Origin of the sequence: Ruminococcus sp. OA3, assembly GCF_022440845.1 — a bacterium.
In the GTDB taxonomy this organism is placed as follows: domain Bacteria; phylum Bacillota; class Clostridia; order Lachnospirales; family Lachnospiraceae; genus Ruminococcus_G.
Genome location: NZ_JAKNTO010000001.1, coordinates 3403367 through 3424373, shown reverse-complemented (window position 1 = coordinate 3424373; position 21007 = coordinate 3403367). Strand labels below are relative to the sequence as shown.

Annotated in this window: 21 protein-coding genes; 19 read left to right on the top strand and 2 right to left on the bottom strand. The window is 47.4% G+C overall.

Going from position 1 to position 21007, the window contains the following annotated elements; genetic code table 11:
• The first annotated feature begins 2 nt into the window (after positions 1 to 2).
• The 4 genes from MCG98_RS15590 (at position 3) to MCG98_RS15575 (ending at position 3657) form a co-directional block, all read left to right on the top strand.
• Positions 3 to 1331: an MATE family efflux transporter gene (locus tag MCG98_RS15590; protein ID WP_240302806.1), complete on the top strand. Its 1329-nt coding sequence runs from the start codon at positions 3 to 5 to the stop codon at positions 1329 to 1331.
• Positions 1332 to 1391: 60 nt separating this feature from the next.
• Complete coding sequence (locus tag MCG98_RS15585; protein ID WP_240302805.1) at positions 1392 to 1733, top strand: cupin domain-containing protein; 342 nt, start codon at positions 1392 to 1394, stop codon at positions 1731 to 1733.
• A 132-nt stretch (positions 1734 to 1865) separates the two neighbouring features.
• Positions 1866 to 2321 carry a MarR family transcriptional regulator gene (locus tag MCG98_RS15580; RefSeq protein ID WP_240302804.1) on the top strand — a complete coding sequence of 152 codons (456 nt, stop codon included), beginning with the start codon at positions 1866 to 1868 and terminating at the stop codon, positions 2319 to 2321.
• Positions 2314 to 3657, top strand: a complete 1344-nt coding sequence (locus MCG98_RS15575) for an MATE family efflux transporter (protein ID WP_240302803.1) — start codon at positions 2314 to 2316, stop codon at positions 3655 to 3657. Before MCG98_RS15580 ends, MCG98_RS15575 begins: the two co-directional genes overlap by 8 nt.
• Before the next feature lie 3 nt (positions 3658 to 3660).
• On the opposite strand, the gene MCG98_RS15570 is transcribed toward MCG98_RS15575, so the two are convergent.
• A complete protein-coding gene (locus MCG98_RS15570) occupies positions 3661 to 4299 on the bottom strand; it encodes a 4'-phosphopantetheinyl transferase superfamily protein (RefSeq protein WP_240302802.1) in 639 nt (212 codons plus the stop codon).
• Positions 4296 to 5645, bottom strand: a complete 1350-nt coding sequence (locus MCG98_RS15565; protein WP_240302801.1) for an MATE family efflux transporter — start codon at positions 5643 to 5645, stop codon at positions 4296 to 4298. Before MCG98_RS15565 ends, MCG98_RS15570 begins: the two co-directional genes overlap by 4 nt.
• Before the next feature lie 289 nt (positions 5646 to 5934).
• Between MCG98_RS15565 and MCG98_RS15560 the strand changes: the two genes are divergently transcribed.
• From MCG98_RS15560 to MCG98_RS15490, 15 genes are all read left to right on the top strand, one after another.
• Positions 5935 to 7149, top strand: coding sequence for an ABC transporter substrate-binding protein (locus MCG98_RS15560; protein ID WP_240302800.1), 1215 nt, complete (start codon positions 5935 to 5937; stop codon positions 7147 to 7149).
• Positions 7150 to 7415: 266 nt separating this feature from the next.
• On the top strand, positions 7416 to 8327 hold the full coding sequence (gene nadA, locus MCG98_RS15555) for a quinolinate synthase NadA (RefSeq protein WP_345891680.1): 912 nt from the start codon (positions 7416 to 7418) through the stop codon (positions 8325 to 8327).
• A 14-nt stretch (positions 8328 to 8341) separates the two neighbouring features.
• Positions 8342 to 9667 carry an L-aspartate oxidase gene (locus tag MCG98_RS15550; RefSeq protein ID WP_240302799.1) on the top strand — a complete coding sequence of 442 codons (1326 nt, stop codon included), beginning with the start codon at positions 8342 to 8344 and terminating at the stop codon, positions 9665 to 9667.
• Positions 9630 to 10484: a carboxylating nicotinate-nucleotide diphosphorylase gene (gene nadC, locus MCG98_RS15545; protein ID WP_240302798.1), complete on the top strand. Its 855-nt coding sequence runs from the start codon at positions 9630 to 9632 to the stop codon at positions 10482 to 10484. The genes MCG98_RS15550 and nadC overlap by 38 nt, the downstream gene beginning before the upstream one ends.
• Positions 10485 to 10502: 18 nt before the next feature.
• Positions 10503 to 11009, top strand: a complete 507-nt coding sequence (locus tag MCG98_RS15540) for a transcription repressor NadR (protein ID WP_240302797.1) — start codon at positions 10503 to 10505, stop codon at positions 11007 to 11009.
• A gap of 152 nt (positions 11010 to 11161) precedes the next feature.
• The gene (locus MCG98_RS15535; RefSeq protein ID WP_240302796.1) at positions 11162 to 12046 is read left to right on the top strand and encodes a branched-chain amino acid ABC transporter permease; all 885 of its coding nucleotides are present in this window, start codon (positions 11162 to 11164) and stop codon (positions 12044 to 12046) included.
• On the top strand, positions 12047 to 13129 hold the full coding sequence (locus MCG98_RS15530) for a branched-chain amino acid ABC transporter permease (RefSeq protein ID WP_345891679.1): 1083 nt from the start codon (positions 12047 to 12049) through the stop codon (positions 13127 to 13129).
• A 1-nt stretch (position 13130) separates the two neighbouring features.
• Entirely contained in the window at positions 13131 to 13889 is a 759-nt protein-coding gene (locus tag MCG98_RS15525; protein WP_240302795.1) for an ABC transporter ATP-binding protein, read from the top strand.
• A 12-nt stretch (positions 13890 to 13901) separates the two neighbouring features.
• Positions 13902 to 14612, top strand: coding sequence for an ABC transporter ATP-binding protein (locus MCG98_RS15520; protein ID WP_240302794.1), 711 nt, complete (start codon positions 13902 to 13904; stop codon positions 14610 to 14612).
• Positions 14613 to 14628: 16 nt separating this feature from the next.
• Positions 14629 to 15252 carry a cytidylate kinase-like family protein gene (locus MCG98_RS15515; protein WP_240302793.1) on the top strand — a complete coding sequence of 208 codons (624 nt, stop codon included), beginning with the start codon at positions 14629 to 14631 and terminating at the stop codon, positions 15250 to 15252.
• Between the two features lie 65 nt (positions 15253 to 15317).
• The gene (locus MCG98_RS15510; RefSeq protein ID WP_240302792.1) at positions 15318 to 16022 is read left to right on the top strand and encodes a glycosyltransferase family 2 protein; all 705 of its coding nucleotides are present in this window, start codon (positions 15318 to 15320) and stop codon (positions 16020 to 16022) included.
• Positions 16019 to 18184: a DUF2298 domain-containing protein gene (locus MCG98_RS15505; RefSeq protein WP_240302791.1), complete on the top strand. Its 2166-nt coding sequence runs from the start codon at positions 16019 to 16021 to the stop codon at positions 18182 to 18184. Before MCG98_RS15510 ends, MCG98_RS15505 begins: the two co-directional genes overlap by 4 nt.
• 51 nt (positions 18185 to 18235) lie before the next feature.
• On the top strand, positions 18236 to 19426 hold the full coding sequence (gene coaBC / locus MCG98_RS15500; RefSeq protein WP_240302790.1) for a bifunctional phosphopantothenoylcysteine decarboxylase/phosphopantothenate--cysteine ligase CoaBC: 1191 nt from the start codon (positions 18236 to 18238) through the stop codon (positions 19424 to 19426).
• A 63-nt stretch (positions 19427 to 19489) separates the two neighbouring features.
• Positions 19490 to 20155 carry an ECF transporter S component gene (locus MCG98_RS15495; RefSeq protein WP_028529641.1) on the top strand — a complete coding sequence of 222 codons (666 nt, stop codon included), beginning with the start codon at positions 19490 to 19492 and terminating at the stop codon, positions 20153 to 20155.
• A 1-nt stretch (position 20156) separates the two neighbouring features.
• Complete coding sequence (locus MCG98_RS15490) at positions 20157 to 20924, top strand: type III pantothenate kinase (RefSeq protein WP_240302789.1); 768 nt, start codon at positions 20157 to 20159, stop codon at positions 20922 to 20924.
• Positions 20925 to 21007: the final 83 nt, after the last annotated feature.

The window sequence follows — 21007 nt, the reverse complement described above, 5'->3', positions numbered from 1 at the left end:
GTATGTTGTTTTCTAATAAGGATCTTAAAAAGCTGATTATTCCGCTGATCGTGGAGCAGATTCTGTCTGTTGCGGTTGGAATGGTTGATACAACGATGGTTTCACTTGCCGGTGAGGCGGCTATTTCGGGTGTATCACTTGTGGATATGGTAGTAAATCTGCTGAACAGTATCTTTGCTGCACTGGCTACAGGGGGAGCCGTCATTGTCTCACAGTATATCGGAAAGAAAAAGAGAGAAACTGCCTGCGAGGCCGCCAGTCAGCTGCTGCTGATCGCCATGGCAATCTCTGTTGTGATAATGGCGGTAATGCTGGTGTTCAAGGCACCTCTGCTCAGACTGATCTATGGGGAGATCGACTCAGATGTTATGCGAAATGCACAGATATATCTGGTGTATATCGCGCTGGGCTTTCCGTTTCTTGCAATTTTTAACTGCTGTGCGGCATTGTTCCGCTCCATGGGGAATTCAAAGATATCCATGCAGGCGGCGTTGGGGATGAATGCGGTCAACATCATCGGCGATACATTTTTAATCTACGGTCTTCATATGGGTGTGGCAGGAGCGGCGATCGCGTCAACGATCTCCAGGATATTTGCAGCAGGCATCCTGCTGTATCAGGTGAGAAATCCGGATAATCTGATTTATATACGGTTCGCTTCGGTGTTCCGACCGGCACCGAAGCTGATTAAAAAGATTTTGTATATTGCGATTCCGAGCGGCATCGAAAACGGACTGTTCCAGCTGGGCCGGGTACTGGTGGTCAGCATCATCGCAGGGTTTGGGACGGCTCAGATTGCCGCCAACGCAGTGGCGAATAATCTGGACAACCTTGGTCTTTTGCCGGGACATGCGATCAATCTGGCGGTCATCACTGTGATCGGGCGGTGCATGGGAGCGGGAGACAGTGCGCAGGCGAAGTATTACCTGAAAAAGCTGCTGAAGATCACTTATATAATGCTCGCCTGCCTGAATATTGTGCTGCTCGCCTGCCTTCCGTGGATTCTGAAGGTCTATTCGCTCTCGGAGGAAGCGTACCACTGTGCCTTTGTGCTGGTGTGGATCCATGACGGCGTCGGCACCTTCTTGTGGCCGCTGTCGTTCACTGTCGCTCATGCACTGCGTGCTTCCGGGGATGTGAAATATACGATGTTTATCTCGATTTTTTCAATGATCACGTTCCGCCTGGTGTTCAGCGTGATACTGGGACAATATCTGGGCTGGGGAGCGATCGGCGTCTGGGTGGCCATGGTGATCGACTGGGTGTTCCGGACGGTCGCTTTCGGTGTACGCTATAAAAAGGGAAAATGGAAACAGATACGGGTGGTTTAGTATTTACGAATGAGCCTGCATTTGATAGAATGGAAAAAAGTGTACGAGGAGGTACCTGATATGGTAAGAAAACCTGAGGTAAAGGTAGTTGAAGGCCTGCGCGGCGGAATGGGAAGCGTGGAATTTCATTATATTGTGTCGGAGGAGGAGTTAAACGGGCATGGTAAAATGTATGCGATGCTCCGGATAATGCCACACAGCAGCATTGGACGCCATCAGCATGTGGGTAATACGGAGCCGTATTATATCCTGAGCGGACATGGTATTTTTGAGGATCATGATGGTTCCAGGACGGAGGTCGGACCGGGCGACGTATGTGTGATTAATTTCAATGAATCTCATTCTATTGAGAATAACTCGGATGAGCCTCTGGATCTGATGGCGCTTATATATTATGAATAATTGATCAGTTTCGGTAATCCGGCGTGATGAATGTCACGCCGGATTTGTTTGGTGAAAAACTCTCTTGACATTAGTCCGATTCTGTACTATATTATATTGGTACGGAATTGGACTAAATTCATGGAGGGCAATATGTTGAAAAATTCAGTTTTGATGGAACAGTTGAGCAGATACTATACGAGCTGGCGCGAGGCTAATTTTGTTTATGAAGAATGGTCAAAAGCTCATGGACTGTCCTTTAACAGTGTTATGGTCTTGTATTCACTCTACGAAGAAGAAGGAATCTGTACACAGAAAATAATCAGTCAGAAATGGGTGATTCCCAAGCAGACAGTCAATATGATTCTGAAGGATTTTGAAAAACGCAGGCTTATAGAATTGGTTCCTATGCCGTCAGATAAACGGAATAAGCTGATTAAGCCCACCCCTGCAGGGAAAGAGTATGCAAATAAAATAATTTCTGAGCTGCGTCATCTGGAACTGTTTGTAATAAAGACGATGGGGGCGGACCGTATGAAAAGAATGAGTGATGACCTCACTCTGTTTACAGATTTATTCCGAAAAGGAGATCAAAACGAGAATGAATAACAATAAAATGTTTTTTAAATTTGTTATCCCTTCTGTACTGGCGTTTGCTCTTTCCGGTGTATACACCATTGTGGATGGATTCTTTGTCGGTCAGAGTATCGGGGATATTGGACTGGCATCTATTACGTTGGGCTTTCCTGTTGCGGCTTTTATTCAGGCGGTTGGAACGGGAATCGGATTGTCGGGTGCAATTCGTTTCACAATCCTCAGCGGTCAGGAAAAGAAAAAGGAAGCAGAGGAATGTTTCAGCAGCACGGCATTTCTGCTGTTTCTTGTCAGCGTCTTCATTATGACGGCAATCTTGCTGCTGATTCATCCGCTGCTCAGCCTGCTGGGAGCGGAAGGGGAAGCGTACCGATTGACTGCCGAGTATGTGCGGATCATTGCCCTGGGAACCGTTTTTCAGGTTTTTGCTACGGGGCTTGTACCGTTTATCCGTAATCTGGGCGGAGCTACCTTTGCAATGGCCGCAATGATTGCCGGTTTTTTGTCTAATATCCTGCTGGATTATCTGTTCGTATGGATATATGGTTTTGGAATGGCCGGTGCGGCGTGGGCAACGATCATCGGGCAGTCTGTAACAATGCTGGCTGCAATTTCATTTCTGACCGTGAAGAGGATAGGATTTAAACTGCCGGAATTAAAGAAACTGCTGAGTTTTTCCGGAACCATCCTCAAGGTTTCCATTGCACCGTTTGGGCTCACCTTCTCACCGCAGATCACAACGATCCTTATGAATCGCTTTTTACTGATGCACGGTGGAGAACAGTCTGTTGCCGTATATGGCTGTATTGCCTATATTACGGCTGTTGTCTATCTTCTTCTGCAGGGGGTTGGGGATGGGAGTCAGCCACTGATCAGCCGTTATTACAGCGAAAATAAAAAGGACATTATGAAACAAATACGAAAGCTGGCTTATTTGACCAGCGGTGCAATTGGGCTTATATGTATGACGGGATTGTTTTTTGCGCGGAGATATGCAGGCTTTCTGTTTGGCGCTTCCGTTAAGACAAATCAGGATGTATCCAGTTATCTCCCGATGTTTTTGGTGACCCTTGTATTTCTTGCCTATGTCAGAATTACGACTGCATATTTTTATGCTACGGAAAAAAGTATACTTTCATATCTGCTGGTGTATGCGGAACCGGTGCTGCTGTTTGTTTTGCTGATCTTACTGCCGTCTGTCCCGGTCCTTGGATTGTCAGGGGTGTGGATGTCAGTTCCTCTTGCCCAGTTTATAACCTGGATGATCTCCGTGTTCGCCAAGCGCGGGGTTGACCGCGTGACAGCGAAGAAAGCATGCGATGAAAAAAAGAGAACGATGTCGAATGCGTAATAGTTACCGGAACAGCTGTTCAGCGGTCAGGAGGTTTACAGCGGGGATTGTCTCTTCAGCAGTGCAATTAGAATAACAGTAACGGGCAGTGCGGCGGTGACGGCAGAAACAATCACGAAAACGATTCGTTTTATACGTCTCAGAAAAATCAAGCTTCCGGAGTTCCTCCGACAGTCCTGTGCCCAGATATTTGATATAGCATTCCTTTAAAACCCAGAACGTGGTAAATGCGATATCCGGACAAGGGCTGTCTGTGATAATGGAAATTTCTTTCTCAGTCATTACCCTGCGCATCACCTTGCTGTAAGTGTTCTCAATCTCCTGGATGTCAGCGCCAACAGGTGCGTCTGATATGCTGCACAGGGCACCGGCACGGCAGTGTGAAATGCTGAAATGAATATCCGGATATTTTTTCAGGGATGGTTTTCCATGCAAACCGAGATCAAATTCAACAGGCTCATCAATGCCATACTCCAATTTCAGACCGTAATGCAGAAGAAGATATGCGGTGATTCCCAGATTACGGTCGCGTTCAAAATGATAACAGCTGATTTTTTCCATACGCTGTCTGGGCAGGATTTGACAGGCCTGCTGTATCATATCTTTCGTAAGAGTCTGTAAGTCATCGAAAATGTAGATCATTGTGCCAGATTTTTCCTCCATCTTCCGCTGAAATAAAACCATATAATAAGAAACAGGGAGCCGGCTGAAGCTATCGGAGCTCCCATGCCTACGCCTGCGATGCCGAGCCCCAGGACGGTAGAGATCAGGATACATGCCGGTATGCGCAGCACCAGGGCGGACATCATGCTGTTGATCAACGAGAAGGTCGTGTGACCAGAGGCAATATACAGCCCGTTGATGCAGAAACAGAAAGGCACGATCAGGTAATCCAGGGCAAATGGCCGGATATAAGTGATGCCGTATGCAATCATGTCCGGATTGTTATCAAACATTGACAGGATCCGGGCAGGAAATAATTCTGCCAGAATAAAAATGGCAAAGCTCACGGCAGCAGCGATACCAGTTCCGATCCTGCACGCTTTCAGTGCACGGTCCCAGCGGTTCGCACCGATATTCTGCGCGCACATGGTGGAAATGGATGCGCCCATCGCAACCGCAGGCATGATCGCAAAACCGTTGAATTTGGAGACGACACCTACCGCGGCGGAGGCCTCCACACCGCCGATGACATTGGCAAGTGTAGTGATGATCATAAAGGAGAGACCCGTAACCCCGTTCTGCACTGCGCTGGGCAGCCCGATCTGGAATATTTTCTTGAGGCTGAAACGGTCGATCCGAAAGGAAGACAGTCTGAAATCAAAGATAAAATCGTTTCTTATCAGATAAATCATACAGAGGATCATACTGAGAGCCTGCGAAAAGACAGTTGCAACGGCAGCACCGAATGCACCGAGATGAAAAACTCCAACCAGCAGAAGATCCATCACGATATTTGTGACACATGCGATCAGTACAAAGTAAAAGGGACGTTTACTGTCACCCATACCGCGAAGAATTGCGCTGAATGCATTGTAACCAAAGATAAAGATGATTCCGCTGACTGTCACGGTCAGATAGCGGTTGGCTTCTGAAAAAGATTCTGAAGGTGTCTGCATCAGGCGCAGCAGCGGAACCTTTATGATCAGCATTGCGGCGGTGATGACGATGGCGCCGATCAGCAGGGTGGTCATCAAAGTGGCTGTTACTTTTTTCATGTTCTGACGTTTGCCTGCTCCCAGATACTGTGCGATCAGAACGGTACCACCGGTGCAGAGCCCTACGATGATATTGGTCAGGACAAACGTGATCTGTCCGCCGATATTGACCCCCGACAGACTGTTCGTACCGCTGAAGTTCCCGACGATCAGCATATCAGCAACATTGTAGAGTGATTGTATGAGATTGGACACCAGAAAAGGAAGGGAAAATTTAATAAGCTGTGTGGCAACATTCCCCTCCGATAAGTTGGTTTCGAATTTACTCATTTGTATTATTCCTCCCCGTTATAAAAAAATTGCGCTCTCGCGCAATCTCCGCGCGCGAGCGGACTGCAAAGCAGTAGTTTCCTTTCCGCGAGCTGCGCATCTATGCACGAAGTGCATTTTATTACATAGGGGATTCCGGAGGAATTTCCTATGTAATAAAAAATCTGTATTACTTATAATAATAGAAGCGACCCGGTATTGTGTCAAGAAATATAAAAAGTTGATTGACAAAGCATAAACCAGAGGGTATCATATTTCAGAACGATAAATATTATAGGAGGGGCAAGTGATGAAAAATATCAAGAAATTTATTAGTCTTGCGTTGGTTGCTGCGTTAGCTGTATCAAGTCTCGCAGCATGTGGAAAGAAAGAATCATCTGACAGCGGAGAAAATGCTGGTACAGAGAATGCCGGTACAGAAAATACCGGCGGAGAGAGCGGCTCTGTGTTCAAGATCGGCGGGATTGGACCAACCACAGGCGGTGCTGCTGTTTACGGTCAGGCTGTTAAAAACGGTGCTGAGATGGCGGCTAAGGAAATCAACGCTGCCGGCGGAATTAATGGTGTTCAGATTGAACTGAATTTTCAGGATGATGAGCACGATGCTGAGAAAGCTGTAAATGCATATAATACTCTGAAAGACTGGGGGATGCAGGCACTGCTCGGTGCTGTAACATCCGTACCGTGTATCGCAGTGGCAGAAGAGTCACAGAAGGACAATATCTTCCAGCTGACACCGTCAGGGACAGCTGTGGAGTGTGTACAGTATGAGAATGCATACCGTGTGTGTTTCTCTGACCCGAATCAGGGTGTGGCTTCTGCAGATTATATCGCGGAAAACCAGCTGGCTACAAAAATCGCTGTAATCTATGACAGTTCTGATACGTATTCTTCAGGAATCTATCAGGCATTTGCAGCAGAAGCAAAGACGAAAGGACTGGAAATCGTCGCAGCAGAAGCATTTACCGCTGACAACAAGACAGATTTCTCTGTTCAGATTCAGAAGGCTAAAGATGCCGGTGCTGAACTGGTATTCCTGCCATTCTACTATCAGGAAGCTTCTCTGGTACTGAAGCAGGCGAAGAGCATGAGCTACAGCCCGATTTTCTTCAGCTGTGACGGACTGGACGGCATTCTGGATGTTGATGGATTTGATGCGTCTCTGGCGGAGGGAGCAATGTTCCTGGCACCGTTCTGTGCAACCTCAGAGGATGAGACTGTGAAGACATTCGTAACAGCATTTGAGGAAGCTTACGGTGAGACACCGAACCAGTTTGCGGCAGATGCCTATGACGGAGTTTACATTCTGAAAGAAGCCATGGAAAAAGCTGAAGTGACTGCTGATATGAGTGCATCTGATATCTGTGATGCGGTGAAGGCAGCAATGACGGAAATCACGTTCAGCGGTGTGACAGCAAAAGAGATGACATGGACAGCTGATGGGGAGCCGGAAAAAGCTCCGATGGTACTTCAGATTGAAAACGGAAAATACAAAGAGTTATAATTTTACCGCTTATATTTATGGTATGAAGATGCCGCATTAGAAGATATGCACAGGCACTCTCGAAGGAGAGCAGCCTGTGCATATTTTTTTGCAGATTTGTAACAGCTCAGACGGCGCATTTTCTGAACTGGAAAATACGTTCAGGAAGCATCGGATGTTTCCGCGCCGTCTGAACTGTTACACAAATTTACAATAAATACAACAACTGTCTTGTCAGATGTAATGACGCGTGCTATAATGAACAGCAATATGTTAAGGAGGAACTGATGATGAGTCAGATTGTTGAGGAAATACGGGCATTGAAAGAGCAGAAAGACGCTGTGATTCTAGCCCATTATTATGTGAATGATGAAGTACAGGAACTTGCAGATTATATAGGGGACTCTTATTACCTGGCAAAGCTTGCGACAGAGGTGACACAGAAAACCATTGTGTTCTGCGGCGTCTCTTTTATGGGTGAAAGTGCCAAGATACTCAATCCTGAGAAAACTGTACTGATGCCGGATGCTGCGGCTGACTGCCCGATGGCACATATGGCGGATATCGATAAAATAAAAAAAGTAAAGGAAGAGTACGAGGATGTAGCTGTCGTCTGTTATGTGAATTCCACAGCGGAGATCAAAGCATATTCAGACGTATGTGTGACCTCATCCAATGCGCTGAGGATCGTAAAAGCACTTCCGAACAGGCGAATATATTTTATACCGGATGAGAACCTGGGGCGGTATATCGCATCCAAGGTTCCGGAGAAAGAATTCATTTTCAATGACGGGTTCTGCCATGTACATACCAGCATATCACTGGAAAACGTAAAAAAAGCAAAAGAGGCAAAGCCAGAAGCGAAAGTTCTCGTACATCCGGAATGTAAGCTGGAGATCCTGAATGAGGCGGACTATATCGGAAGCACATCCGGTATCATCGATTACGCGACGGCGAGCGACGCCAAAGAATTCATCATCTGTACGGAGATGGGGGTCCTCTATGAGCTGAAGCAAAAGAATCCGGATAAGAAATTCTATTCCGTGGGACACCGCCAGTACTGTCCCAACATGAAGAAGATTTCACCGGAAAAGGTACTGCATGTACTGAAGACGGGCGAAAATGAAGTAGTACTTGAGGAAACCATGCGTGTGAAATCAAATGAGCCCCTGGTGCGTATGCTTCAGCTGGCCAGATAAAGAAGGTAAGGAAAATGAAAAAGAAAACAGATATTTTAATTGTAGGTACCGGTGTCGGAGGATTGTTCTGTGCGCTGAATCTTCCGGGAGACAAAGAGGTCCTGATGATCACAAAAGATGAAGCCGAAAACAGTGATTCCTATCTGGCGCAGGGCGGCATCTGCATGCTGCGCAGTGAGTCTGATTACGACAGTTACTATGAGGATACCATGCGTGCGGGCCATTATAAAAACAGAGAAGAGTCAGTGGACATTATGATACGGTCGTCACAGGAGATCATCCGTGAACTGATCAGTTTCGGAGTTGACTTCGCAACGGAGAACGGCGAACTGGCATTTACAAGAGAAGGCGGTCACTCTCGGCCGAGGATTTTGTTTCATGAGGATATCACAGGGGAAGAGATCACGAAAAAACTGCTGGAAGAAGTGAGAAGACGTGACAATATTTCGATCCTGGAGCACGTTACGATGATCGATCTTGTCTGTCAGGACAATATCTGTTATGGTATTGTATGCAGGACGGCAGACGGAGGACAGATGGTGATCGAGGCCCGGGAGACGGTACTGGCCTGCGGCGGTGTGGGCGGACTGTACGAGCATTCTACGAACTTTCCGCATCTGACAGGCGACGGACTCGCCATCGCAATAAAAAATGGAGTAGAGCTGGAAAATATAGACTATGTACAGATTCACCCGACTACGCTTTATTCCAAAAAACCGGGCAGGCGCTTTCTGATCTCTGAGTCTGTCAGGGGAGAAGGCGCTGTGCTGTATGATGCCCATCATCAAAGGTTTGTCGATGAACTTCTGCCCAGGGATCTGCTCACCGCGGCCATACATCAACAGATGGAAAAAGACGGCATGCCATACGTATGGCTGTCCATGGAAAAAATTCCGGAGGCGGAGATTAAGTCTCATTTTCCAAATATTTATAAGCGGTGTCTGGAAGAAGGATATGATGTGACCAAAGAGTGTATTCCGGTGGTTCCCGCACAGCATTATTTCATGGGAGGGATTCATGTCGATAAATACAGCCATACGTCCATGGATCAGCTGTATGCTGTCGGCGAGACAAGCTGCAACGGTGTACATGGGGCTAACAGGCTGGCGAGCAACTCACTGCTTGAAAGCCTGGTGTTTGCAAAACGGGCAGCAGGACAGATTCAGGAACAGATCGAAGCTGCTAAAGCCAGGGAAGACATTATGGAGATCGTTGACTTCAGCCAGTACACAGATTATGAGGCGATCAGAGAGAAGTATCGGAACGCTATTATCGAAGAGACAGAAAGGATGAAAAAGGAACATGAACAATCCAATCACAACGAAGCTAAATGTGGATGATTTGATTTTACAGGCATTGAAAGAGGATATCACATCGGAGGATATCACGACCAATGCGGTTATGAGAAAAGCATGCCAGGGGCAGGTTGACCTGATCTGCAAACAGGATGGGATCGTGGCAGGCATGGGGGTGTTTGAAAGAGTGTTTGAACTGCTGGATGACACGGTTAAAGTTGAAGCCTTTGTGGAAGACGGTGACTTTGTGACTAATGGAACCAGGATGGCGGTTGTGACAGGCGATATCCGGGTACTGCTGTCCGGTGAGCGCACGGCGCTCAACTATCTGCAGCGTATGTCCGGGATTGCTACGTATACGCACTCAATCGCAGTGCTTCTGGAGGGGAGTAAGACAAAACTTCTCGATACGAGGAAAACGACGCCAAACATGAGGATATTTGAAAAATATGCGGTAAAAGTTGGCGGCGGGTGCAATCACCGCTATAATCTCTCGGACGGGATCCTGCTCAAAGACAATCATATCGGTGCGGCGGGAAGCGTGTCAAATGCGATCAGGATGGCGAAAGAGTATGCTCCGTTTGTCCGGAAGATTGAAGTTGAAGTTGAGAATCTGGATATGGTAAAAGAGGCGGTGGATGCCGGCGCGGATATCATCATGCTGGACAATATGACGCCGGAAATGATGAAAGAAGCGATCCAGCTGATCGGCGGGCGCGCACAGACAGAGTGTTCCGGTAATGTGACGAAGGAAAATATTGAGAAATATCTGTCTGTCGGTGTTGATTTTATTTCAAGCGGTGCGCTGACGCACTCAGCTCCGATTATGGATATTTCACTGAAAAATCTGCATGCAGTATAGGTTTAATGGTGATAGCTTATGAATGGTGAGGCAAGACGAAAGGAAATATTGAATTACATTCAGTGCAGTGCAGCTCCGGTATCGGGGAACAGGCTGTCAGAAGAATTTCACGTCAGCAGGCAGGTGATCGTGCAGGATATTGCTCTTCTGCGGGCAGCCAACCAGGATATTGTATCCACGAACAGAGGATATGTGCTGAATGCCTGGAAAAAGGCACAGCGTATCTTTAAAGTCTGCCATGCGGATGATGAAATTGTGGATGAACTCTATACGATTGTGGATATGGGCGGCAGAGTAGCTGATGTGTTTGTGAACCATAAAGTTTACGGACAGCTGAAAGCGGACATGCTGATCAATTCCAGAAGAGATGTGGAAGAGTTTATGGAAGGAATCCGTATGGGAAAGTCCAGTCCGCTGAAAAATATCACTTCTGGTTATCATTACCACACAGTAACAGCGGATTCTGAGGAAATACTAAATTTGATAGAAAATGCCTTGAAAATGAAAGGATATCTGGTAAAATAAAAGAATACCAGGCAATGGCTGTCTCAGAAAAAGGAGACAGCCATTGCCGTTTCATACAAAAGTTCCAGAAAACATAGGGTTTTCCTTGAAAATTTGTCGAATGGGATGGTATAATAAAGCATTATGAAAATTATACGACAGAGGGGTGTGCTATGAGCTTTTTATCTTACTTGATTAATGGCATTAGCCTGGGCAGCGTCTATGCGATCATTGCCCTTGGTTACACCATGGTATATGGAATTGCAAAGATGCTGAACTTTGCGCATGGTGATGTAATTATGGTAGGCGGCTACGCGGTTCTGCTGGCAACAACGAACCTGGGTCTTCCGCCGATTATAGGAATTTTAGTAGCAGTTGTATTCTGTACGGTACTCGGTGTGACGATCGAACGTGTCGCATACCGTCCGCTTCGGAATGCCGCATCGCCGCTGGCAGTGCTGATCACTGCGATCGGTGTCAGCTATCTGCTGCAGAATATTGCGCTTCTGCTATTTGGAGCGAATACAAAATCTTTTAAGTCTGTTGTGACAGTTCCTGCCATTTCACTGGCAGATGGTGCGCTGCTCATAACCGGTGAGACAATTGTGACTATCGTATCCTGTGTTGTGATCATGATTGTTCTTACATTGTTTATCAGAAAGTCAAAATCCGGTCAGGCGATGCTGGCGGTTTCAGAGGACAAAGGGGCGGCTCAGCTGATGGGGATCAATGTCAACAAGACGATCGCGCTGACATTTGCGATCGGGTCGGGGCTTGCTGCACTGGCGGGTGTCCTGCTGTGTTCAGCTTATCCGTCTCTGTCTCCCTACACAGGAGCGATGCCGGGTATTAAGGCATTTGTAGCCGCGGTGTTCGGTGGTATCGGCTCCATTCCCGGAGCGATGATCGGAGGTATTCTTCTGGGTATTATTGAAATTCTGGGCAAGGCATATATCTCGTCGCAGCTTGCGGATGCGATTGTTTTTGCTGTGCTTATTATCGTACTGCTCGTGAAGCCTACCGGCATTCTCGGCAAAAATATTCAGGAGAAAGTGTAGGTGAAAACGATGTTAAAGAAGATGAATAAAACGACAAAAAACAATATGATAACGTATGGTATTGTCATCGCGGCATTTATCATCGTTCAGATCCTGGTGTCAGCGGGAAGCCTGTCAAGCCTGATGCAGGGACTTTTGGTACCTCTCTGCGTCTATGTGATCCTGGCGCTTTCTCTCAACCTTACCGTAGGTATTCTTGGGGAACTCAGTCTTGGACATGCAGGATTCATGTGTGTCGGCGCTTTTTCCAGTGCATTCTTTTCAAAATGTATGGAGGAAGTCATCCCTTCCGCGGGACTCCGCTTTTTCCTGGCACTGCTGATCGGTGCAGTACTTGCCGGAATCTTCGGCATTCTTATCGGTATCCCGGTTCTTCGGCTGAAGGGAGACTATCTGGCGATTGTTACGCTTGCATTCGGCGAAATCATTAAAAATGTCATCAATGTGTTTTTTATTGGAAAAGACAGCAATGGTTTTCATTTTTCCATGAAAGATGCCGTGGCACTTGATATGGAGCCGGATGGTATGGTCATTATCAACGGTCCGCAGGGAATCACGGGGACGCCGAAAGATTCAACGTTTCTGATCGGCATTGTACTGATCCTGATCACGCTTGTCATCATTTTGAATATGGTAAATTCAAGAGACGGCCGTGCGATTATGGCGATCCGTGACAATCGTATTGCAGCGGAATCAATTGGAATTAATATCACAAAATACAAACTGATGGCATTCTCTGTTTCAGCCGCACTGGCGGGTGTGGCAGGAGTTCTGTATGCACACAATCTTTCGACACTTACGGCACTGCCCAAAAACTTTGGATATAATATGTCCATCATGATCCTGGTATTTGTTGTGCTGGGGGGAATCGGAAACATGAGAGGGTCCATAATAGCTGCTGTTATTCTGACCTTGCTTCCGGAACTCTTAAGAGGACTTTCAGATTACCGGATGCTGATCTATGCCATTGTGCTGATCCTTATGATGCTCTTTAACTGGGCGCCGAAATCAATCGAGTGGCGTGAAAAACATTCATTCAGACGGATGGCTGCGAAAAAGAAGACAGCGAAGGGGGCAGAATAAAATGGCACTGTTGGAAGTGAAAAATCTGGGTATTTCCTTTGGAGGTCTGCGTGCAGTTAATGCAGTGGATATGAACATTGAAGCAGGTCAGCTGTACGGACTGATCGGTCCGAACGGAGCGGGAAAGACAACGTTTTTTAACCTGCTGACCGGCGTATATAAACCAGACGAAGGTATTGTAAAACTTGGAGGTAACGATATTACCGGAAAAAAGACGATTGAAATCAACAGAGCCGGCATTGCCCGGACTTTCCAGAATATCCGTCTGTTTAAAGATCTTCCGGTTCTCGACAATGTTAAGGTGGGACTTCACAATCACCACCATTACACGACAATAGAAGGTATTCTGCGTTTGCCCAGATACCGAAAAGTAGAAAAAGAAATGAATGAAAGGGCAATGGAGCTGCTGCGGGTATTCGGACTGGAAAAAGAAGCAGACTTCCTGGCGTCCAATCTTCCCTATGGAAAACAGAGAAAGCTGGAAATAGCGCGTGCGCTTGCGACGGATCCTCAGCTTATTCTGCTGGATGAGCCGGCGGCAGGAATGAATCCGAATGAGACCAGCGAGCTTATGGAGACCATACAGTTTGTCAGAGAAAAATTTGATATGACCATTCTGCTCATTGAACATGATATGAAGCTGGTAGCCGGTATCTGCGAAGAATTGACCGTACTGAACTTCGGTGAAGTTCTGGCACAGGGAGAGACGAGCGTGGTATTGAATAATCCGGAAGTCATCACGGCATATCTGGGAGAATAGGAGGAGAGAAGAATGGCAATGCTTGAAGTTAAGGACCTGGAAGTATTCTATGGAATGATCCAGGCGATCAAAGGTGTCTCCTTCGAGGTAAACGAGGGAGAAGTGATCGCATTGATCGGAGCTAACGGTGCAGGTAAAACTACGATCCTTCATACGATCACCGGATTGCTGACACCGAAGAACGGTTCTGTCATATTTGAAGGGCAGGATATTACCAGGACACCGGCGCATAAAATAGTAGGACTTGGTATGGCTCATGTTCCGGAAGGACGCCGCGTCTTTGCACAGCTGAGTGTGTATGAGAATCTGCGGATGGGAGCATTTACCAGAAGTGATAAACAGGAGATCGAAGAGACACTGGAGATGGTATACAAACGTTTTCCGCGTCTTGAGGAGAGACGGAATCAGCTGGCGGGTACGTTATCCGGAGGAGAACAGCAGATGCTCGCCATGGGGCGTGCGCTGATGTCCCACCCGAAGATCATTGTGATGGATGAGCCGTCCATGGGGCTGTCCCCGATTCTCGTCAATGAGATTTTTGACATTATTCAGGAAGTGAGTGCAGGAAACACCACGGTGCTTCTGGTTGAACAGAATGCCAAGAAGGCACTTTCCATTGCAGACCGCGCTTACGTGCTGGAGACCGGAAATATCGTCCTGAACGGAGATGCAAAAGATCTGATGAATGATGACTCCATTAAAAAAGCATATCTGGGTGAATAGGCAAGGGGGAAGTAGTATGGAAAATGTGGTAATTACAATTGCGAGACAGTATGGAAGCGGCGGTAAGACGATCGGTGAGATGCTGGCAAAAGAACTGGGTATTCACTGCTATAACCGCGAAATCCTGCGGATGGCGTCTGAGGACAGCGGTATTTCTGAGAAGTTGTTTGGAAAGGTTGATGAGCGGCTGGATATCGGACTGCTTCAGAAGCTGACGACAAAAGTGTACAGTGGGGACCTGATCAATCCGGAATGTGATGGGTTTGTCTCCAATGATAACCTGTTTAACTATCAGGCCAAGATTATAAAACAGCTTGCGCGTCAGGAGTCCTGCGTGATCATCGGTCGATGCGCGGATTTCGTGCTCCGCAATTTTGACAATGTTGCGAGTGTATTTGTCCATGCGGACCGGGAATTCTGCTTCGACCGTGCGATGGAGAGGAACAGTATGACGAAGCGTGAGATGGAGCGCTATATCTCCAAAGTGGATAAATACCGCGGCGATTTTTACCATCACTACACAGGGCGCGACTGGACAGATGCGAGAAATTACGACCTTTGTATCAACAGCGGAAAGCTGGGATTCGAGAAATGTGTGGAAGAGATCAAAAGCTATTTAAAAATCAGGTTTAAAGAATAGGGATGAAAAGGGGAGGCTGCGATACGCAAGGCATCCCCTTTTTAGGGTAAAAACGGGGAGACATTATGAACACACTTTGGATTGTGATGCCGGCATATAATGAGGCGGAGAATATTAAAACAGTCGTGCGGCAGTGGTACCCTGTGATCAGCAGGATCCAGAATGGCAGCCGCCTGCTCGTTGTGGATGATGGGAGCACGGATACTACATATGAGATACTGATGAGCCTGATGGAACAGTATCCATATCTGGAGGCAGTGAAAAAAAAGAATGGCGGTCACGGAGCCGCGGTACTTTACGGATATCGCTATGCAATCGCGCATGGGGCGGAGTATATCTTTCAAACGGATTCAGATGGCCAGACGCTTCCGTCGGATTTTGGCCAGATGTGGAAGGACCGTCTGGAGGCGGGACTGCTGCTCGGGTACCGGAAGCATCGTCAGGATGGATTTTCCAGGAAGGTTGTGACAAAAACACTGCGCCTGGTAGTGCTTCTCAATTTCCGCACATGGATGAGAGATATCAATACACCGTTCCGTCTGATGCGGGCGGACGAGTTAAGTGAGATTCTGAAAAGTATTCCAAGAGATTATCACCTGGCAAATGTGATGGTCAGCGTACTGTATAAAAAGAGGGGGAAGACGGTCCTGTACTATCCGATCACATTCCGGATGCGCCAGGGCGGAGTTAATTCTGTCAATATTCCGAAGATCATTGCCATGGGCCGCCGTGCAGTGGCTGAATTTCATTCGATGCGAAGGAGGATATGATGGGTACGTGTCTGATTTGGTGGCTGATGATGCTGGTACTGGGCATGGCGTTTATGCCTTTGACAGCAATCGTGTTTAAAAATTATCGTGACTGCGGATGGATTTTTTCCAAGGTACTGGGGGCTGTGCTGCCGGGATATTTTGTGTGGCTGCTGGTCAGTACCGGATTATTTAAATTCACGACAACCTTCTGCGTAGTCATCGTGCTTCTGGGAATCGTTCTGAATACTGCAATTTTCTGGTGTCGGCTCAAAAAAGGAAAATCCGTGTTCTGGATCACGCGTGAAAATGGAAAACTGATCATCTGTGAAGAACTGTTATTTCTGCTGCTGTTCCTGTTCTGGACATATCTGGCGGGTTTTCATCCGGCGGCCAAAGGAACGGAAAAGTTCATGGACTACGGGTTCATGGCGAGCATGATGCGGAGCACAGAGATTCCGGCGCCGGACATCTGGTATGCGGGAGAGTCTCTCAACTACTATTACGGGGGACAGTACTTCGCAGTATTTTTGACGAAAATATCATTTACCCGGATACAGGAGACATATAACGTGATGCGCACGCTCGTGGCTGCATTTGCGTTTATGATGCCGTTTGCCGTCGGGCGCCAGCTCTGGGAAGACCGGGCCGTTAATGTGAGCGGAAAGAAGCGTACAGGTGCGTCAGTGCCTGTCGGTCTGCTGGCCGGAGCTGCCGTGTCTTTTGCCGGCAACATGCATTATGTGCTGGCCGGGCCGCTGCTGCGATTCTTTGGAAAGTTTCTGGGACATGACAGTGACTACACCTACTGGTTTTCAAATTCGACGCGCTATATCGGCTACTACCCGAAAGGCAGCGACCGGACGATCCATGAATATCCGGCGTATTCCTTTATACTTGGAGATCTGCATGCTCATGTTGTGAACCTGATGTTTGTACTGTGTCTTGTCGGCATTATCTATGCATTTATGAAATCTCCACTCCTTATATCGAAAACGAAGCAAAGGGATTCGCTGCCCCGCCGGCTTATGCGCTCATTGAAAAATCCTTATAATCTGATGTTTGGGATTTTCCTGGGAGTTTTTCATTTTACAAATTACTGGGACTTTCCCATCTATTTCGTGGTGATCATGGCGGTTGTCGTGTACCGTAATCTGAGGGAAGGGCAGTTTTCACCGGGGTATACGATCGGCCGCAGCCTGCTGCACGGTGCCTGGATACTGATGATCTCTGAACTTGTTGCACTGCCGTTTACTCTGCAGTTTGACAGTATGGTGTCGGGGATTGCATTGGCGAAGAATCACACCTCTTTAAAACAACTGCTGGTCGTGTGGGGATTTCCGCTGATTCTGTGCAGTATATTTGTGGTGTGGACGATCATAAAAAATGCCAGAAAAACAGAGAACAGAGGATGGTTTCGAAATCTGCTTGAAAAAACACATCCATCAGATCTGTTTGTGGCGGGGCTGGTACTCTGTGCGGTAGGACTTGTACTGATTCCGGAACTTGTGTATGTGCGTGATATATATGAGGAGAATTCGGCCAGAGCGAATACGATGTTTAAACTGACGTATCAGGCGTTTACACTCTTTGGCATCAGTATGGCATATATTCTGGTGCGTTTTCTGCTGAACAAGTCACATGTGCTGTATGTGACGGGAATCCTGGGAAGTATCTGTCTGTTTTCGACGATCGGTTACTTCGGCACTGCTGTTTCCGACTGGTTTGGAAATGTTCTGGACCGCTCCGGATTTCAGGGACTGGATGCGACTGCGTACCTGGAGAATGATTATCCGACAGATGCAGGCGCCATTGACTGGCTGAATGAAAATGTGGACGGGAGTCCTGTTATCGTGGAAGCCTGTGGAGACAGCTACTCGGAATACCAGCGGATCTCTGCAATGACCGGACTGCCTTGTGTTCTTGGCTGGTATGTACATGAGTGGCTGTGGAGGAATGACACCGAAGATCTTAACGAGAGAAAAAGTGATGTGGAGCTCATCTATACCTCCCGGGATGGAGCAGAGGTGAGTGAATTGCTGGAAAAATATGATGTAGATTATATTTATGTAGGAGATCTTGAGCGTGAAAAGTATAAAGTGGTCAATGATTCTCTGCTGAAGTCTGCGGGAGAGGTCGTTTTTGAAAGAAATGGCACGTATATCATTGCAATTTCGGAATGATTTCTATATAATAAGCAAAGAATCTGCATGCAGAAAAAGGAGAATAATCCGATGTTAAATGGAAAAACAGTGCTGCTCGGTGTATCGGGCGGAATTGCAGCCTATAAAAGTGCAGCTCTTGCGAGTGCGCTCATGAAGCAGCATGCCAATATCCATGTGATCATGACACAGAATGCCGTCAATTTTATAAACCCGATTACATTTGAGACATTAACGGGAAATAAATGCCTGATTGATACATTTGACAGGAATTTTCAGCACAGTGTGGAGCACGTCGCTATCGCAAAACAGGCGGATGTAATGATGATAGCGCCCGCAACAGCGGATGTGATCGGAAAACTTGCCCATGGAATAGCGGATGATATGCTCACGACAACCGCATTGGCCTGCCGCTGCAGGAAGATCGTTGCGCCTGCGATGAACACAGCAATGTATGAGAATCCTGTAGTGCGCGACAATATGCGCACGCTGAAGCAGTATGGATTTGAAGTGATACCGTCAGCAGCGGGCAGGCTTGCCTGCGGGGATACGGGGGCCGGCAAGATGCCTGAGCCTGAGGTGCTGATGGAATATATTGAACGGGAGATCGCATTTAAAAAAGATATGCGCGGGAAACGGATACTGGTGACAGCCGGACCGACGCGGGAGGCGATGGACCCGGTACGCTTTATCACGAATCACTCATCCGGAAAAATGGGATATGCGATTGCCAGAATCGCCATGCTCCGAGGAGCTGAGGTGACGCTGGTGAGCGGAAGGACGAATCTCACACCGCCGCCTTTTGTGAAGGTGATCCATGTAACCAGCGCACAGGAGATGTTCGATGCGGTAACCGGTGAGTTTCCGGATCAGGATATTGTGATCAAAGCGGCGGCAGTTGCTGATTACCGTCCCCGCCATGTCAGTGATGAGAAAATGAAGAAAAAGGGAGACAGTCTTACCGTTTTGATGGAACGGACGGAAGACATTTTAAAATATCTGGGAGAGCACAAGAAGCCGCATCAGTATCTGTGCGGATTTTCCATGGAGACGGAGAATGTAATTGGTAATTCCAGGGACAAGCTTGCAAAAAAGCATCTGGACATGATTGTAGCCAACAATCTGAGAGAACCCGGAGCTGGATTTGAAGCGAACACCAATGTGGTGACCCTGATTACACAGGATGAGGAAATCTCTCTTGACCTGATGAGCAAAGAAGAGGTTGCCGTTCACATCCTGGATAGAATTATGAGCAACCCGTAAACTCCCGAGAGGGCACATGTATTGTATCCTTACAGAAGAAGGAACAGTAACAGGAGGAAAAAAATGAATAACACGTCAACAGCAACTATGTCAAAAACGAAGGGAATGGCACAGGTGGCACTTTTCGCTGCACTGATTTTAGTCATGGCCTTCACACCGTTTCTGGGCTACATTCCACTCGGTTTCACCAGAGCGACCATCATCCATATTCCGGTCATTATCGGATCGCTGATGCTGGGACCCAAAAAAGGAGCGGCACTTGGTTTTGTCTTTGGACTTACGAGTTTTATCAACAATACGATCAATCCGTCGGTGACCTCCTTTGTATTTACACCGTTCTACTCCCTGGGCGAGTACAGCGGAGGAATCGGCAGCCTGATCATCTGTTTTGTGCCGCGGATCCTCGTCGGCGTCGTACCGTTCTTTGTCTACCGCCTCGTTATGAAGCTGACGAAAAAGCAGACGAACGGCACCTCTGTTTTGGGACTGGCACTTGCAGGCCTGTCCGGTGCGCTGACCAACACACTTCTGGTCATGAACATGATCTATCTGTTTTTCGGGGACAGTTATGCGGCTGCAAGCGGGATTGCGGCAAATGCGGTCTACTCGGCGATCACGGCCATCATCACCGTCAACGGAATTCCGGAGGCGATTGTGGCAGCGGTTATCGTGGCTCTGGTCGGAAAAGTGCTGATGAATACGAAAGTGATGAAGAATATAGGAGTATGATATGATTTTAGCCATTGATATCGGTAATACAAACATTGTGGTCGGATGTGTGGACGAGAAACAGACATATTTTGTTGAACGGCTCTCCACCGTGCGGACGAAGACAGAGCTGGAATACGCGATTGATATAAAAGTAGTCCTGGATCTCTATGGGATTGAGTATGAGAAAATCCAGGGAGGGATCATCTCTTCGGTTGTTCCGCAGATCACGAATATCATGCGGATCGCCACGGAAAAAATCCTTCGCAGAAAGGTGCTGGTAGTGGGGCCCGGAATCAAGACGGGACTGAATATCCTGATGGATAATCCGGCACAGCTTGGAAGTGACCTGGTGGCTGATTCTGTAGCCGCTATCAATGAATATCCGGCGCCTCTGATCGTATTTGACATGGGCACGGCCACGACGGTCTGTGTTATCGATGAGAACCGGAATTATATTGGGGGAATGATACTCCCCGGTGTGCTCGTATCGCTGGATTCTCTGACTGCCCATGCGGCACAGCTGCAGGGAATCAGCCTGGAACCACCGAAACACATGATTGGCAAGAATACGATCGACTGCATGAAAAGCGGTGTGATCTACAGCAGTGCATCGATGGTGGACGGGCTGATCACACGAATCGAAGATGAGCTGGGCAAAAAAGCGACCGCGATCGCAACCGGCGGGCTGGCGAAATCGATTATCCCGCACTGCAGAAGAGAGGTTATCATGGATGATGACCTTCTTTTAAAAGGATTACTTATCATCTATAACAAAAACAAATCTTAAGAATTATAAGGACTGTTGCACTGACTGTGCAGCGGTCTTTTTAAATAATGTATGATTGACAGACGGAAAGAAACATTGTAAGC